This is a genomic window from Brevibacterium ravenspurgense (assembly GCF_001584615.1).
Lineage (GTDB): Bacteria > Actinomycetota > Actinomycetes > Actinomycetales > Brevibacteriaceae > Brevibacterium > Brevibacterium ravenspurgense.
The window spans coordinates 24,535-39,755 of record NZ_LQQC01000008.1 but is presented as its reverse complement, the minus strand read 5'-3'; the positions used below and the strand labels follow the sequence as shown (position 1 = coordinate 39,755).

Sequence of the window (15,221 nt, the reverse complement as noted above, 5' to 3'; positions counted from 1 at the left end):
CTGACCGCAACAGCAGCGGGCTGGGTTCGAGTGACAACTGTCACTCGAACCCAGCCCGTTTCAGTGCCTGTTAACGGTGCGGCGGTGTTCGTTGGGTGCGCCGCGGTTGCAACCTTGCGCGCAAATGCAGATTCACGCGTTAATGCAGCGCATTTAAGCGTGAATCTGCATTAACGCGTGAATCTGGCGTGAAAGCGCCCCAGCACCGCCAAGCCGCCGCAGCCGCCCTCAAGCCAAAGCGGGGCTTTCCCACAGGTTGAGCGTGGTGCCGATGCCCTTGTCCAGTGCGGTGCGGTAGACCTCGGTGGCCCAGGCAACGTCCTCGACTGGCATGCCGCCGACGGAGTACAGGAAGATCTGGTCGTCGTTCTGCCGGCCGGGTGCGGCACCTTCGATTATGTCGGCCATGTCGACAATCGAATCGCGTTCCAGAAGGCCTGCCCGCATGAGGTCGTGCCAGTGTGTGCCGATGATGCCCAGCTTCTGGTAGGCGCCGACACCGTATTCATCAGCCCACGCGTCGTATAGGCGCCAGGAATCGACAACCTTCGTCACGCGGTCCGACGCAATGAACGTGTCATCGAATCGAACGGCCGTGGGCAGCAGAAGAATCGCTCCCGGTTTGATCCATTCTTCGTCAATGAAGGGGAAAGCGGACGAACCTTCTTCGCCGGTCGTCACGGTCACGGTGACAACATCGGCCTGCCGGACCACCGCCTCGACATCGGCAGCCGCACGCACCGACCGGATGTGGGGGAAGTTCTCTTCAATGAATGCCCGGTAGCGGTCCACGTCCGGCTGGTCGATGCCGTTGACCACGATCTCCTCAATGTCCTTGCACTGTGACAGCACCGCCTGTGTGACGGACCGGCCGATGACGCCGGGGCCCACAATGCCGAACGTCCGCGCATTCGAACGGGCCAGGTGCTTAACGGCGACACCGGGAATCGCTCCGGTCCTGTATGCCGAAATCAGGTTTGCGGACATGTACGCCAGCGGCGCTCCCGTGTCGGCGTCGCTGAGGGCAAAAGTGTGGATTGACCGGGGCAGACCCTTCTTGCGGTTCTCCACGTTCGAGCCGTACCACTTCACACCGGATGTGTGGAAGCGTCCGCCAAGGTAGGCCGGCATCGCCATGAAACGGCGGTCTGGGCCGTCGGCCGGCATGGAGTCGAATTCGGGTTCTTTGGGGAAGTTGACCATCGCACCGTGCGACATGGCGTTCGAACCTGCCATCCGGAAATCGCCGCGGCGCAGAAGCACGAGGGTTTCCTCCATGACGTCCACGCAGCGAGCCATGTCGGTCACGCCGGCGGCAATCATGTCGGGTTCGCTCAGGTATAGGAAGTCAATACGGGTGTCGGACATGGTTTTTTCTCTCCAACAAGATTGTGGGTGTCATTTCCCGTATCCACCGCCGCCCGCGGTCTGGATGGATACGGTCTGTCCTGCGCGGACCGTGAGCTTTGACATCGATTCGAGTTCGCGCAGCTCATCACCTTCGGCGAGGGTGATGCGGGCACTGATTCCATCGCCGCCGTCTTCCAGGCCCCACGGAGTCGTCGTGACGCGCGATGTACCAGCAACCACCGTCGCCTGACCGCGGGTGAGCGTCAGGCTTCGGCGCAGTCCGCTGCCGCCGGTCGCAGCACCGTCACCGCCGGTGTCACGAGCGATTTCGTAGCTGTCTACGCGCAGCGGGTATTCACGTTCAATCACTTCGCACGGGGTGTTGCGAGTGTTGGTCATGTGCGTGTGGGTGGCGGAAGCGCCGTCGAATTCGGGGCCGGCGCCCTGTCCGCCGCCATAGGTTTCCACATAGGAGTAGTACTCCCCGTTGAGTGGGTCCACGCCGCCGATCGTGATGATGCTCATGCTGCCGCTCGAGGCGGCCGGCACCAGGCCCTCGGTGAACGTATCGAGCGCTCCGAGGATCGTGTCGACGATCCTCTGCGAGGTCTGCGTGTTCCCGTGCGCAACGGGGGCGGGGAACTGGGCGTGCACGAGGCTGCCGGGCCGGGTTTTGACGTTGATCGGCGCGGTCAGGCCCGCGTTCGAGGGCAGGGTCGGGTCTGCAATCATCTTCACCACGTACGAGGCGCAGGCCAGCGCCACCGCGTATGAACAGTTGACAGCCCCGGCAACCTGGTCTGCGGTTTCGGTCATGTCGATGGTGATTTCGTCACCGCTGATTTCAACCTCGGCGTGGATGGGGATCATCTCCGGTTCCACACCGTTGTGTTCGAGATAGTCGACGAAGCTGCCCTTGCCGTCCGGCAGGGAGGCGATTGCCGCGCGTGCCCGGCGCTCGCTGTAGGCCACAAGCGCATCGCAGGAATCGTAGAAGTGCTGCACACCCCACTCTTCGATGAGCTCCAGCACACGGCGTGAACCCAGTTTGTTTGCCGAAACCTGCGCCATGAGGTCACCGCGGGTTTTGTCTGCCGTGCGGATGTTCATGAGCATGAGCGCCATGATTTCGGTCTGCAGCTGACCTTCCGCGAACAGGCGAATGGGCGGAACCCGGATGCCCTCCTGGAAGATCTCCGTGGCATCGGTGGCCATGGACCCCGGCGTGGAGCCGCCGACATCGACGTGGTGGGCCATTGTCGCCACGTGCGCAACAAGCTCCTCACCGGCGAACACGGGGGTGATGACGCACATGTCAGGCAGGTGCGAACCGCCCAGGTAGGGATTGTTGGTGATGAGAACGTCACCGGGTTTGATGTTGTCGAGCCCGTATTCTGCGATTGCGTTCTCAATGAGCGTGGGCATCAGTCCCAGGTGCAGCGGAATGTGCTCTGCCTGCGTGATCAGGTGGCCTTCAGCATCGTAGATGCCAGCTGAACAGTCACGCCTGTCTTTGATGTTGGGGGAGTACGAGGTGCGGATCAGTGCCGTACCCACCTCCTCTGACACCGAGGTCAGGCGATTGCGCGCAATCTCAAGTTCAACGGCGTTGAGCTGTGTGGATTCACTTGTCATCGTCATCACTCTTTCGGGTGCGCAGGTGCAGGAAGCCGCGGTCGTCGCAGAAGCACGTCAGGCTGGGGTGGACAAAGGTTGTCGTGTCGAACTGGTCGATGATGATGGGCCCGGGGATCGAGGTGCCTGCCGGGATCGCATCACGGTCGTAGATGTCGACTTCGGTCCAGCTGCCGTCGATGTAGACCTGGCGGGTGGTCTTGGGCTCAGGAGCGCCGGTGCCCGCTTTCGCCTGGGCTTCGCGGGTCAGTTCGGATTCGATGGTGGCCCGCAGGCGCACCACAATGATTTCCATGGCCGCGTCGTCATCGCTGTAGCCGTAGCGTTCAGCGTGAGCTTCGTCGAAAGCCCGGCGCTGTTCGTGCCAGCTGTCTTCCAACGGCAGCGTCAGTTCATAGCTTTGGCCCACATAGCGGGCATCGACCAGCCATTCGCGGTCGAACTCGTCGGTTTCCATTTCCCGGCGAGCCTGATCCTGCAGGTCTCCAAAAGCCGCTTCCAGCGGTTCGAGCCTGGTCCATTCGTTTGCCTGCACGGGATGGGCGAAGTCGTGGCGGATGGGAGCATCGAGCATGCCCACAGCCGACGCAATGCCAGGGTGCGGCGGAATGACCGCCGATTCCATGCCCAGTTCAACCGCGAGGTCAGCACCGTGCAGCGGACCGGCACCTCCAAACGACATGAGGTTGCACGACCGGATGTCCACACCGCGCTCAACCGACACCTTGCGCACACCGCGTGCCATAGTCGCCGTAATGACCTTGATGATGCCTTCAGCACACTCCTCGGCTGTCAGCCCCAACGTTTTGCCGAACTCCTCCATGCGGGCACGTGCGGCATCGATGTCGAGCTCAAAACGACCGCCGAGCAGCTCACCACCCAGCCGACCCAAGACCGCGTGAGCGTCTGTCACGGTCAGCTCAGTTCCACCTCGGCGGTAGCTGATGGGGCCGGGGACGGCCCCGGCGCTGTGCGGTCCCACGCGCAGGCTCCCACCGGAGTCCAGCCAGGCGATCGAACCTCCGCCGGCACCGATCGTGTGCACGTCCACACTCGGCAGGCGCAGCGGCATCGAATCGATTTCAGTGAAGTTCGTTTCATCCGGCACGCCGTCGCGAATAAGCGCAATGTCGGTGCTCGTACCGCCGATGTCGAAGCTGACGACGTTCTTCAGCCCCAGCGAACGCGCCCAGTTGGCCGCCCCGACAACCCCGCCGGCAAGGCCGGAAAGGACGGTCTTCGCGCTTTGGGTGCTGGCCATCTTCGGGTTGAGCAGACCGCCGTTGGACTGCATGACCCACAGGCGCGACGGGATCTTGAGGTCCTCGATGCCTGATTCCAGCTTCTCCATGTACGTCGACACCTTCGGGCGGACGTAGGCGTTGATCGCAGCGGTCGAGGTGCGGTCGTATTCGCGCATCTCGGTGGCAACCTCGGTCGCGGCCGACACCACGGGTGCCGCGTTCAGTTCGGTCAGGCGCTTCACAGCGGCACGTTCGTGCTGGCCGTTGGTGTAGGCGTTGATGAACGACACGATGAGCACATCGAGGTCCGCGCTCGCGATGGTTTCGGCCAACTGGTCCAACGCTGCTTCGTCCAGTTCGGTCAGAACTTCGCCGTCAGCGTCGATCCGCTCGTCGACTTCGAAGATCGTGTCATCGGAAATGAGAGGTGCCGGTCGGGTCTGTCGGTAGTCGTAGATCGCCGGGCGGTCCTGGTGGGCGATCGCCAGAACGTCACGGAAACCACGGGTTGTCAGAAGACCCACGCGTCCGCCCTCACGGGTCAGGACGGTGTTCGTGGCCACCGTCGTACCGTGCACCAGCCGGGTGATCTCCTCGGGGCTGCGGTCGATCTGCTCGAGCCCGCCGACAATCCCGTCAATCACGGCTTCATTCGGTGCCTCCGGTGTCGAGGGGACCTTCCACACGAACAGTTCGCCGTCATCCTTGCGAATTCCGATGTCGGTGAAAGTGCCGCCGGTGTCAACGGCAACGTGCAGTCCTGCAGACATGTGCTCTCCTTGACTCACAGTTCGACGATTTCCTTGTTCTTGGTTTCCGGCAGCAGCGACAGGGCGATGATTCCCGTGACAGCGCCGATGATGGCGATGACCATGATCGAATTGCCCCAGCCGATGGTCTCGGCGGCCAGGCCCACCGTCAGCGGGCCGAAGGCTGCCAGGCCACGGCCCAGGTTGTAGGCGAAGCCCTGTCCGGTTGCCCGGATGTCAGTGGGGAACAGTTCTGCCAGGTACGCGCCGGTGCCTCCCGCCTGGCCGGAGGCGAAGAAGCCCAGCAGGAAGATGACGGGAATGCCCAGCTCGGGCTGAGCGGCGGGGGTGAAGACGAACAGCGACACGCTCAGGGCCGAGCCGACGAAGAACATGAGGAATGTGGGCCGGCGGCCGATCCAGTCGAGGAAGTAACCGGAGGACACGTATCCGATGAACGAACCGACGATTGCCACCCAGGTGAAGCCGGCGGTGCCGACAATGCTCAGTCCGCGCTCTTCCTGCAGGTAGGTGGGAAGGAAGATGAAGACGGAGTAGTAGATGCCCTGGACGCCGATGCCCAGGAGAGTGGCGGCGATGGTGGTCTTCGCCAGGCCGTCGCGGAACAGATTGCCGAAGCTCTTATCAGGCTGTTGGCTGGGTTTGGCGGCTGGTTGTTGGTCTCCGTGGAGTTCCGTAGCGTCTTTTGTGCCGCGGCGAATGAAGAAGGCGGCCAGCGCCGGCAGAATACCCACGAGGAACAGGTAGCGCCACGCCACCTCTTCGGGGAAGATCGAGTACACCGTCAGGTAGGCAAGGGCTGAAACGGCCCAGCCGATGGCGTAGCAGCTCTGGATGAACGCCAGGACGCGTCCGCGCTTCTCCGGCTGAGCGTACTCGGCAACAAGTGCCGCACCGACAGCCCATTCACCGCCGAAGAACAGACCTTCCAGCGTGCGCCACAGGAGGAAGTCATACAGTCCCTGCGAGGTCGCAGTCAGACCGGTGAAAATGCTGTAGCCGAGGATGACGACCGTGAGCATGCGCACTCGGCCGTAGCGGTCGGCGAGGTTTCCGAAGATCATGCCGCCGATTGCGGAGGCGACGATGCTGATGGCGCTGACCCAGCCGGTAGCGCCGGAGCTCATGCCCAGGGTGCCGGCGGCGGCGACGAGCGCAAAGCCGTACATCGACCAGGTGAAGCCGTCGAGCCCCCAGCCGATTCCGGAGGCCGCGATGGCGCGCCGGCGGTATTTGACGGTGAGCGCTTCAATATCTGATGCGTTCGGGTTCATCTGCTTTCCTTCCGATCGGGAAGCGTTCAGCTTGTATACGGAATAAATACAGGCTGTCATGATTAAGCCGCTTTGTGAAGCGCGTTACGTTTTTGCGGGCGCGGGATTGCAGTTGCCTGATAATGAGGAGCATGACTACGCGGAAGACAAGTGCGAGGGAAACCGCCTACGTCGAAATGCGCCGGCGCATTCTCACTCTGGAGCTGCGCGGCGCGCAGAAGATCGACGAAGGTGCACTGGTGGCGAGCATTGGGCTCAGCCGCACTCCCGTGCGCGAGGCACTGCACCGACTGACGGCCGAAGGGCTTGTCGAGGCGGATGCTCGGGGCGGCTACCGGGTCGCCTCTATCTCACTGCGTCAGTGTCGGGAGCTCATCGAAGCGCAGCACGTGCTTGTCCGCGCTGTCACTCAGCTGTTGGTCGAGCGGATTGGCGATGAGGGACTGGAGAGGCTGTCAGAGGCTGTCCGCGCTGTTGAGCGCGCCGCTGCGGACCGGGACGTTGCGGCGGTGACCCGCACAAATGCGGAACTGCACATTTTGGAAACCGAGCTGACCAGAAACTCCTACCTACTGGCGATGGCCGAAAGGGTCTATACGAACCTGCAGCGGCTGGCTTTTCTCAGCTTCGGCGGTGATCAGGGTGGGGCGGCCCGGCTGGGCGACATCGATGAGCACTACGACAAGGTCCACGATGACCACTGGGAGTACATCGATGCGCTCAAACAGCGCGACCGCGAACGCGCCGAAGAGGTTGCGGTGCGCCACGTCAAGCTGTTTCAGGCACGGCTGACGCGGTATTTAAGCGAAGCTGACGGTGCTGGTTTGGACTTTTCGTCGCTTGCCGCAGACGCGCAGGTGGGCTGAGGGAGCCGTTCCGCTGCCCGTCGGCGCGGATTTGCGGGGGCGAGCAGTCCCAGATTTGCGCAGCGCGCCGGTCTAGTTTTGCGCAGCGCGCCGGTCTAGTTTTGCGCGCAAATGCAGATTCACGCGTTAATGCAGCGCATTTAAGCGCAAATCTGCATTAGGGCGTGAGTCTGGGTTGATGGGCGAGGCTGCGCCGGGATCGCGAGGTGGAGCCGGGTTGGTGCCGGGCCGTCGCCCGCGGGCTGCTGCCGCAGCTTTGCGTGCGTCCGGCGACTGCAACCTTGCGCTTTAATGCAGATTCACGCGTTAATGCAACGCATTTAAGCGCAAAACTGCATTAGCGCGTGAGTCTGGGTTGATGGGCGAGACGCCGCCGGCCTGACGAGGTGACGCTGGGCTGGGTTGATGTTTCTACACAGTGGACTATATACGTTCTCACATCGGTTGGTGCCGCACCGCCGGCCGCGGGCTGCTGCCGCAGCTTTGCGTGCGTCCGGCGACTGCAACCTTGCGCTTTAATGCAGATTCACGCGTTAATGCAGCGCATTTAGGCGCAAAACTGCATTAACGCGTGAGTCTGGGGTGGTGGGCGAGGTGGAGGTGGGTTGGTCCCGGGCCGTCGCCTGTGGGCTGCTGCCGCAGCTTTGCGCAGCGCGCCGGTCTAGATTTGCGCTTTAATGCAGGTTCACGCGGTAATGCAGCGCATTTAGGCGCAAATCTGCATTAGCGCGTGAGTCTGGGCTGGCGGGCGAGGCTGCGCCGGGTTGGCGCCGGGCCGTCGCCCGCGGGCTGCTGCCGCAACTTTGCGTGCGTCCGGCGACTGCAACCTTGCGCTTTAATGCAGATTCACGCGGTAATGCAGCGCATTTAGGCGCAAATCTGCATTAACGCGTGAGTCTGGGTTGATGGGCGAGGTGGAGCCGGGCTGGTAGGGCGCCACCGGGCCATCAAGCCGCAGCCCGTGGGGCGCAGCCTACTGCCTGCAGTTTCTTGTCCCGCCGCCGCAGACTTGCGCAGCGAGCCGGTCTAGTTTTGCGCTTAAATGCAGATTCACGCGTTAATGCAGCGCATTTAGGCGCAAAACTGCATTAGCGCGTGAATCTGGGCTGGCAAGGCGCCGCCACCAGGCTGGCGTCAGGAACGCGGCGAAGCCTTGACTCCGCGGCGGATGCGCTCCTGCCACGCGGTCATGATCCGCTCCGGTGTGGGCCGGGAGATGAGCGAGCCGACAACGTATGCGACAAGCGAAGCACCCAGACCGAAGTAGATCGGCGTGTTTGCCATGAGCCCGTTGACGATCATGAAGATGACGGCCGCGCCCGTGCCTGCGATCATGCCGGCCAGAACGCCGACGATTGTGCCGCGCTTCCACACCAGGCCGCCGACAATCGGGATGAACAGGCCGGCTACGAGGATGTTGTAGGCAATTGTCAGCGCATCGACCACGCTGGTCATGACGCAGGCCAGGATGATCGACACGACACCGAGGCTCACCAGGTAGATGCGCGAGTCGCGCACTTCGTCGCCGGTTTCGCGCACGAGGCTGCCGCGCAGCGCTCCGCCAAGACCCGTACTCGCCGCGGTGCGCTTTGTCAGTGCGGGTTCGACGACATCCTGGCGCAGAACAGTCGAGGCAGCCAGAAGTGCGCCAGACGACGTCGACATGACGGCCGACAGCGCTGCCGAAAGAACAAGTCCCGCAAACAGCGGTGTCAGTGCGTGTTCGGTGACGGCGGTGAACACCTGGTCAGAGTCTTCGATGCCGGGCACCAGCACGCGGGCGCCCACACCCACAAGGGCGCCGGCGGCACCGTAGAACACGCAGTACACACCCGCGGCAAAACCGCCCCAGCGCGCGGTTTCGGGGGAGCGGGCAGTGAATACGCGTTGCCAGATGTCCTGGCCGATGAGCAGGCCGATGGTGTAGATCAGCACGTAGGTGATGATCATGTTCGGTCCGATGGCCACCGGGTCGAACGCTTCGGGACCCACAACGTCGCGAATGTTGCTGAAGCCGCCGGCGTCTTGCAGCACGATCGGCAGCAGGATGAGGAAGATGCCGACGGTCTGGATGAGGAACTGCACGAAGTCGGTCATAGTGATCGACCACATGCCGCCGAGCATGGAGTAGATCATGACGACAGCACCGCCGATGAGGACTGCCGGCACCCGGTCGATGCCCAGCAGGGAATGGAAGATCGCGCCGTAGGCAACTGTCGAGGTCGTCGAGATCATCAGGCCGTAGGCGGTCATGATGATGCCCGACACGGTGCGGGAGCCAGCACCGTAGCGCAGCTCCAGCATCTGGGAGACCGTGTAGATTCCCAGACGCTGAATCGTTGGGGCGAAGGCCAGACTGAGGATGATGATGCCAAGGCCGATGCACACCACCAGCCACATGCCGGACAGGCCGTGGACGTATCCCAGCCCGACACCTCCGACGGTGGAGGCCCCGCCGAGAACAACGGCAGCCATCGTGCCCATGAAGACCAGCGGTCCCAACCGCCGGCCGGCCACCAGGAAGTCCTCCTGGTTCTTCGCGCGGATTCGACCCCAAACGCCGAATGCGAGCATGCCGGCAATGTAGACGGCTACGACAGCTGTTTCCATAGTGTTTCTCTCTTGTGGGAAGGGCGGCGGGGCAGCGGCTGAAGCTGCCCCGCCGGGTGTGCTTACGGGTGGGCGGTGTCAGACCGTCACGTGGATGAGCGTGGGAACATCGGCGCTCAGGGCCTCGGAAACCGCGCGTTCCAGCTGGTCAGCGCAGTCGGGGTCGGAGGCGCTCAATTCTACGCCCTTACCGCCGAAGGCTGTGCCCAAAGCGGCGAAGTTCGGCCTGGCCAGATGGACGGCAAACGGGTCAATGCTGCGCTCTTCCATCTGGGCTTCGATTTCGGCGTAGCCGCCGTTGTCGACGATGACCATGGGGATGCCCAGGCGGAGTTCGACGGCCGTCATGACTTCCTGGATCGAGAACATGGCGGCACCGTCGCCCACGTGGACGACCACCGGGCGGTCTGGGTCTGCCAGCTTCGCTCCGATGGCGGCGGGAATGCCGTAGCCGAGCGTTGCGAAGCCCGGCATATACAGAAGCTGGTCTTCCGTGCGGGCTTCCAGCGCGTGGACGGCTCCGTCATAGGTGACCTGAGAAGAGTCACCCGCAATGACGGTCCCAGGACCACCAGCAGCCGCAATGGCCCGGGTCGTCCACACACCCACACCGTCGGGGAATTCGCCCTGCCATTCGCGGTTGAGCTCGGCTGCGCGTTCAGCACCGCGACGCGCGGGCTGCTGGCCCAGTTCCTCGCTCAGAGCGTTGACGAACGCGAGGCTGTCGGAGTGGACGAGGATGTCACCGGGCAGGTTTTTGTGCAGCTGGTCGGGGTCGATGTCGCAGCGGATGACCGTCTGGACAGGCTGGCCCGCTGGCTGCTCGGGCGGGCACCCCAGGTGGTCCCACGAATTCACGCCGCGCGCACCGATCCGTCCGCCCCACAGGTCCGAATCGGCAAGCTCAGAGCCGATCACCAGCAGAACGTCCGCGGTCTGCGATTCTTTCTGCACCGCGGGGAAGCGCACGCTGGCACCCAGGGCCAGCGGGTGCGATTCGTCAATTGCGCCCTTGCCGTTGGCGGTGGTGACCAGCGGTGCGTCGAGCTTTTCAGCCAGCGCGGTCAGCGGTTCTGCCATGCGGCGAGCACCGCCGCCGGCAATGATGAGCGGACGCTCAGCGGCAGTCAGCGCCTGCGCGGCTTCGGTGACAACAGCGTCAGCCGGCTGTGTCGGCTGGATGGTGCGCGGCACCTCGGCGGTTCCGTGCCAGGGGCCCTCGAGAACATCGAGGGGCACCTCGATGTGGATCGGCCCGGGGCGTTCCGAATTGAACCGGGCAAAGGCTTCAGAAACGGCTGCCGCGGCGCCTTCTGCGGTGCGGGTGCGCTTGGAGCCGACCAGCAGGTTGTCGATGGCTTCCGCGGTGGCCTTCGTTTCGTGCAGCAGGCCGACGTCGGCCCGTTCGAGCCCGTTGGGCACGCCGGGGGACAGGATGAGCATAGGGCGGGATTCCGCGTAGGCGGTCGCGGCTGCCGTGATGACGTTCGTCAGTCCCGGTCCCGAGGTTGTGATGACAACGCCGGGTTTGCCACTGAGCAGGTAGTAGCCGTCCGCGCCGTAGCCTGCGCCCTGTTCGTGGCGGGGCGTGATGGCGCGGATGCCGAAGGTCTCCAGGTGGCGGTAGAACTCGAGGTTGTGGGTTCCGGGGATGCCGAACACGGTGTCGACGCCGTGGGCGGCCAGGGCGGCGATGACGGCCAGGCCGCCGTTGCGGTGGGCGTCGTCAACGCTCTCCAGGGGCTCGTTGATGCTGGTCACGTGTGCTCCTTGGCAGGTTGTGGGGATGGGGATTGGGGTACGAGGTGGAGCTCCCCTCCCGCTGCCGCCGTGCGGGGCAGTGTGCGGGAGGGGAGTGGGTCAGCCGAGGTTGTCGGCGGCGAATCCGGTGGGGGCTTCGGCGCCCTTCTTCTGGGCGGCCCACAGGGAGAGGATTTCGTAGCCGACCTGTGCGGCGGCCAGGCCGGTGATTTCGGCGTGGTCGTAGGCGGGGGCGACTTCGACGATTTCAGCGCCGACGACGTTGAGGCCCTGGAGGCCGCGGATGGAGTTGAGCAGTTCGCGGCTTGTCATACCGCCGGCCTCCGGGGTGCCGGTGCCGGGCGCGGCTGCGGGGTCGAGCACGTCGATGTCGACAGAGATGTAGATGGGTGCGTCTCCCAGGCGCTTGCGGATGCGGGCGACGATGTCCTGCAGCGGCTGGAACTGGTAGTCGTCAGAGCGCAGGATCTGGAAGCCGAGCACCGAGTCGTCTTCGAGGTCCTTTTTGCCGTACAGGGGCCCGCGGATGCCCACGTGCATGCAGCGCTCGAGGTCGAGCAGACCTTCTTCTGAGGCGCGGCGGAACGGTGTGCCGTGAGTGTAGGGCGCACCCATGTAGGTGTCCCACGTGTCCAGGTGCGCGTCGAAGTGCAGAACCGCGATCTTGCCGTGGGTTTTGTACAGCGAGCGGATGTTGGGCAGGGCGAGCGTGTGGTCTCCGCCCAGGGTGAGCAGCTTTGCACCGTCCTTGCGGGCTTCGTCGGCGTTGGCTTCAACAGCGGCGATGGCCTCTTCGATGTTGAAGGGGTTCACACCCAGGTCGCCGCAGTCGGCAACCTGCTGCCAGGAGAACGGGTGAACGTCGGTGGCCTGGTTGTAGGGGCGCAGCAGCTTGGAGGACTGGCGGATGTGCGAGGGGCCAAATCGGGTGCCGCTGCGGTAGCTGACGCCGGCGTCGAAGGGGACGCCGATGATTTTGACGTCGATCGGCTGGCCGGGGCGCTGTGCTTCGACTTCGTCGATGCGCGGCAGGAGGCCGAATGTCGGCGGGCCTGCAAAGCGCGGGGTCAGGCTGTAGTCGGCGGGGCCCAGGGGCTGGTTGTCGCTCACGTGTTCCTCCTCGTAGCTGGGATGTTCAACCAGGCTAAAAGGGTGAGCCGCGCCACGATATGTCCATAATGGCGAATTGAGAACGTATATAGTCCACTGTGTATATAAAGGGGCGTTGAGATATGCCGGTGACGCTGCCACACAGTAGAATGGAGGATGCTCGTGGTTGTTCTGGGAGAGCTGCTCGACAGCCAGGCACTCAGCCTTGAAGTGCACTGTGAACCGGCGGGTGCGCGTACGCAGTCAGTGCGGATCGTCCACGCCTCCGAAGTTCCGAGCATTGATTCGTGGCTTCGCGGCGGGGAAGTCCTCTTAACGGTGGGCGCGCTCGTTGACCTTGCTGACCCTGCGGCCAGTGCCGACTATGCGGCGCGGGTGCGCGCCGGCGGTGCTGTGGCCCTGGGCATCGGCCTGGGGGAGGGGCTGCCGCACAGTGAAGTTCCGCCGACGATCGTCGCCGCGGCCAAAGAAGAGAGCCTTGTGCTGTTCGGTGTTCCCCAGCGCACCGCCTTTGTCGACGTCGTCGACGCCTTCACCAGTCTTCGCGAAGCCGAATATGCCCGCGAACTGCACGCGGTGGCATCCGCCCAGCGCTCAATTGCGGGCCTGCTGGCGGGCCCCGGTATGGAAAGGGCAGTCGAGTCGCTGCGCTCGCGGCTGGGTGCCGAGGTTGCCGTGCTCAACCCCGCCGGGGTGGTCATTGCGGGAGGTCTGACGGCCGCCGCGGTGGCCGAGGCGGCGGCGACTGCCGTGCGGGCGGCCTTTTCTGCATCGGCCGGCCCGCAGGAGACGGGCCTTTCTGGGCTGGTCCTCTATCCAGTGGGTGCAGCTCCGCTTGCCTGGCTTGCCGTCCGCGACGCAGGGTCCGACCCGCGTTCTTTCAGCCCCCGCGCTCGCAGTCTTGTTCTCACCACGACGGCGGCCCTGCTGCACATCAGTCTCAGCGGTACGGAGCCGCAGGATGCTTCCGCGGTTCTCAATCCGCAGGCCAGCCTTCCCGAGCGCCGTGCCGCCTGGCACCTGACAGGAGCGGAAGAAGAAGGGGAGCTCCGCCTCGTGTGCTTGGAGCAGGTGCCTGCCGACCGGGTGCTGTGGCTGGTGGGCTGGCTGGCAGGTGCTGCCGGGATGGCGGGGGATTCTGCGACGGCGGCCATTCTGTGCGGGCCGCGGTCCTATCCACAGGTGCTCAGGATTGCCCGCCTGGCAGGTGCCGAAATCCGTGAAGACGCCGAGGTGGATCTCGAGTCTGCGGCGCACACTGCGGCCGGGTGGTTCGGCGGGGCGGATCCGCAGTCGGAACTTGCGGGACTGCTGGGTGCGGTTGATCCGACGGCGGCGGCCCGGTTTGCCGACCGGGTGTTGGGGCCTTTGGCGACAGCACCTCGGTCGTGGATGGTCACGCTGCGGGCCGCCGCGCGCTTGGGGCAGACGGGCGAGCCGGTGGCGGCTGAACTTGGGGTGCACCGGCACACGGTGCGCGCTCACATAACGAAGCTGGGCGACCTTCTGGGACGGGATCTGCATGATCCGGAACAGCTGCGTTTGGTGCACGTGGCATTGCAGCTGCGTGAACGGAGTCTGACTAACCGGATGTGACAGATCCAACTGAAAGAAATTTTTGCCTGTGGACAGATGCTGAAACCCGTGGAGGACCTGTGGACAGAGCCGGGGTGAAAAGTTTGGTGGGTGCGGCGTGTTCCGCGACAGCTCGCGGAAACAAGATCACATCGATGTGATTCTCATTGTTCACATGTGTGGACGGCGCTCAGTTCGCCCCTTGTTAACTCTGCGCAAACCGCCGCGAATTACACTGGTGTAACACGAGATATAGGCGTAGTCTCGTACCCGAACACAACATCTTGTGGTTGCTCGACTGTCCGGCATGGAGAGCCGAGCGGCCTGAAAAACTCTCGTCACCTCGAAGGAGACCCGCATGATCACCGTCTACACCAAGCCTTCCTGCGTCCAGTGCACAGCAACGTTCCGCGCCCTGGATGCTCGCGGTCTGGAGTACCGGTCGGTTGACCTCAGCCAGGACCCCGGCGCGCTCGACGTCGTCAAGGCCATGGGCTACATGCAGGCTCCCGTCGTTGTGACGGACAACGACCACTGGTCGGGCTTCCGCCCCGACAAGATCGCCACGCTCGCCGCCGCCGGCGGTGCGGGGGTCGCAGCGGTCTGACAATGCTGATCGTCTACTACTCCAGTGGTTCTGAATACACCCACCGGTTCGTAGAAAAACTGGGCCTGCCCGCCGTGCGGCTGCCCCTTTTGACGAAGGACGACACCCCGCTGGTCAGCGAACCCTTCGTCCTCATCACACCGACGTACGGGGCCGGCCGCAACGCCGGCTCCACACCGCGTCAGGTGATCAAGTTCCTCAATGTCAAAGAAAACCGCGACAAGATCGTCGGAGTGATCGGCTCCGGAAACACGAACTTCGGCAACAACTTTTGCCGCGCGGCGTACACGGTGGCAGAGAAGACCAAAGTGCCCGTCCTCTACAACTTCGAAATGTTCGGAACGCAAGAGGACGTCGAAAAAGTGAAAGAAGGATTGGAAAAGCTGTGTCAACAACAGCCGCAGACCGCGATCTAGAGG

11 protein-coding genes are annotated in these 15,221 nt (G+C 63.7%); 4 read left to right on the top strand and 7 right to left on the bottom strand.

Annotation, left to right across the window (positions count from 1 at the left end):
• Positions 1-228: 228 nt before the first annotated feature.
• From Bravens_RS03315 to Bravens_RS03300, 4 genes are read right to left on the bottom strand one after another with little or no spacing between them, the layout of a single operon-like run.
• Positions 229-1,368 (bottom strand): tyramine oxidase subunit B, encoded by a 1,140-nt coding sequence (locus Bravens_RS03315; protein ID WP_062020270.1) that lies wholly within the window; start codon positions 1,366-1,368, stop codon positions 229-231.
• 30 nt (positions 1,369-1,398) lie between these two features.
• Positions 1,399-2,985, bottom strand: coding sequence for a hydantoinase B/oxoprolinase family protein (locus Bravens_RS03310; RefSeq protein ID WP_062020268.1), 1,587 nt, complete (start codon positions 2,983-2,985; stop codon positions 1,399-1,401).
• Positions 2,975-4,999 (bottom strand): hydantoinase/oxoprolinase family protein, encoded by a 2,025-nt coding sequence (locus tag Bravens_RS03305; protein WP_062020266.1) that lies wholly within the window; start codon positions 4,997-4,999, stop codon positions 2,975-2,977. The genes Bravens_RS03310 and Bravens_RS03305 overlap by 11 nt, the downstream gene beginning before the upstream one ends.
• Before the next feature lie 14 nt (positions 5,000-5,013).
• The gene (locus tag Bravens_RS03300) at positions 5,014-6,273 is read right to left on the bottom strand and encodes an MFS transporter (RefSeq protein ID WP_062020263.1); all 1,260 of its coding nucleotides are present in this window, start codon (positions 6,271-6,273) and stop codon (positions 5,014-5,016) included.
• Positions 6,274-6,404: 131 nt separating this feature from the next.
• On the opposite strand from Bravens_RS03300, the gene Bravens_RS03295 reads away from it, so the two are divergent.
• Positions 6,405-7,139 carry a GntR family transcriptional regulator gene (locus Bravens_RS03295; RefSeq protein WP_062020261.1) on the top strand — a complete coding sequence of 245 codons (735 nt, stop codon included), beginning with the start codon at positions 6,405-6,407 and terminating at the stop codon, positions 7,137-7,139.
• Positions 7,140-8,273: 1,134 nt separating this feature from the next.
• Here the strand turns inward: Bravens_RS03295 and Bravens_RS03290 are convergent.
• The 3 genes from Bravens_RS03290 to speB all read right to left on the bottom strand — a co-directional run bounded on the left by Bravens_RS03290 (position 8,274) and on the right by speB (position 12,620).
• Positions 8,274-9,749 carry a sodium:solute symporter family protein gene (locus tag Bravens_RS03290; RefSeq protein ID WP_062020259.1) on the bottom strand — a complete coding sequence of 492 codons (1,476 nt, stop codon included), beginning with the start codon at positions 9,747-9,749 and terminating at the stop codon, positions 8,274-8,276.
• A 78-nt stretch (positions 9,750-9,827) separates the two neighbouring features.
• On the bottom strand, positions 9,828-11,510 hold the full coding sequence (locus Bravens_RS03285; RefSeq protein ID WP_062020257.1) for a thiamine pyrophosphate-binding protein: 1,683 nt from the start codon (positions 11,508-11,510) through the stop codon (positions 9,828-9,830).
• A gap of 99 nt (positions 11,511-11,609) precedes the next feature.
• The gene (gene speB, locus Bravens_RS03280) at positions 11,610-12,620 is read right to left on the bottom strand and encodes an agmatinase (protein ID WP_062020255.1); all 1,011 of its coding nucleotides are present in this window, start codon (positions 12,618-12,620) and stop codon (positions 11,610-11,612) included.
• Between the two features lie 156 nt (positions 12,621-12,776).
• Here speB and Bravens_RS03275 point away from each other — a divergent pair, with 156 nt between their 5' ends.
• From Bravens_RS03275 to nrdI, 3 genes are all read left to right on the top strand, one after another.
• Entirely contained in the window at positions 12,777-14,216 is a 1,440-nt protein-coding gene (locus Bravens_RS03275; protein ID WP_062020253.1) for a PucR family transcriptional regulator, read from the top strand.
• A gap of 337 nt (positions 14,217-14,553) precedes the next feature.
• Positions 14,554-14,802 carry a glutaredoxin-like protein NrdH gene (gene nrdH, locus Bravens_RS03270; RefSeq protein ID WP_019175977.1) on the top strand — a complete coding sequence of 83 codons (249 nt, stop codon included), beginning with the start codon at positions 14,554-14,556 and terminating at the stop codon, positions 14,800-14,802.
• Between the two features lie 2 nt (positions 14,803-14,804).
• Positions 14,805-15,218, top strand: a complete 414-nt coding sequence (gene nrdI, locus Bravens_RS03265) for a class Ib ribonucleoside-diphosphate reductase assembly flavoprotein NrdI (RefSeq protein WP_019175976.1) — start codon at positions 14,805-14,807, stop codon at positions 15,216-15,218.
• The last annotated feature ends 3 nt before the right edge of the window (positions 15,219-15,221 follow it).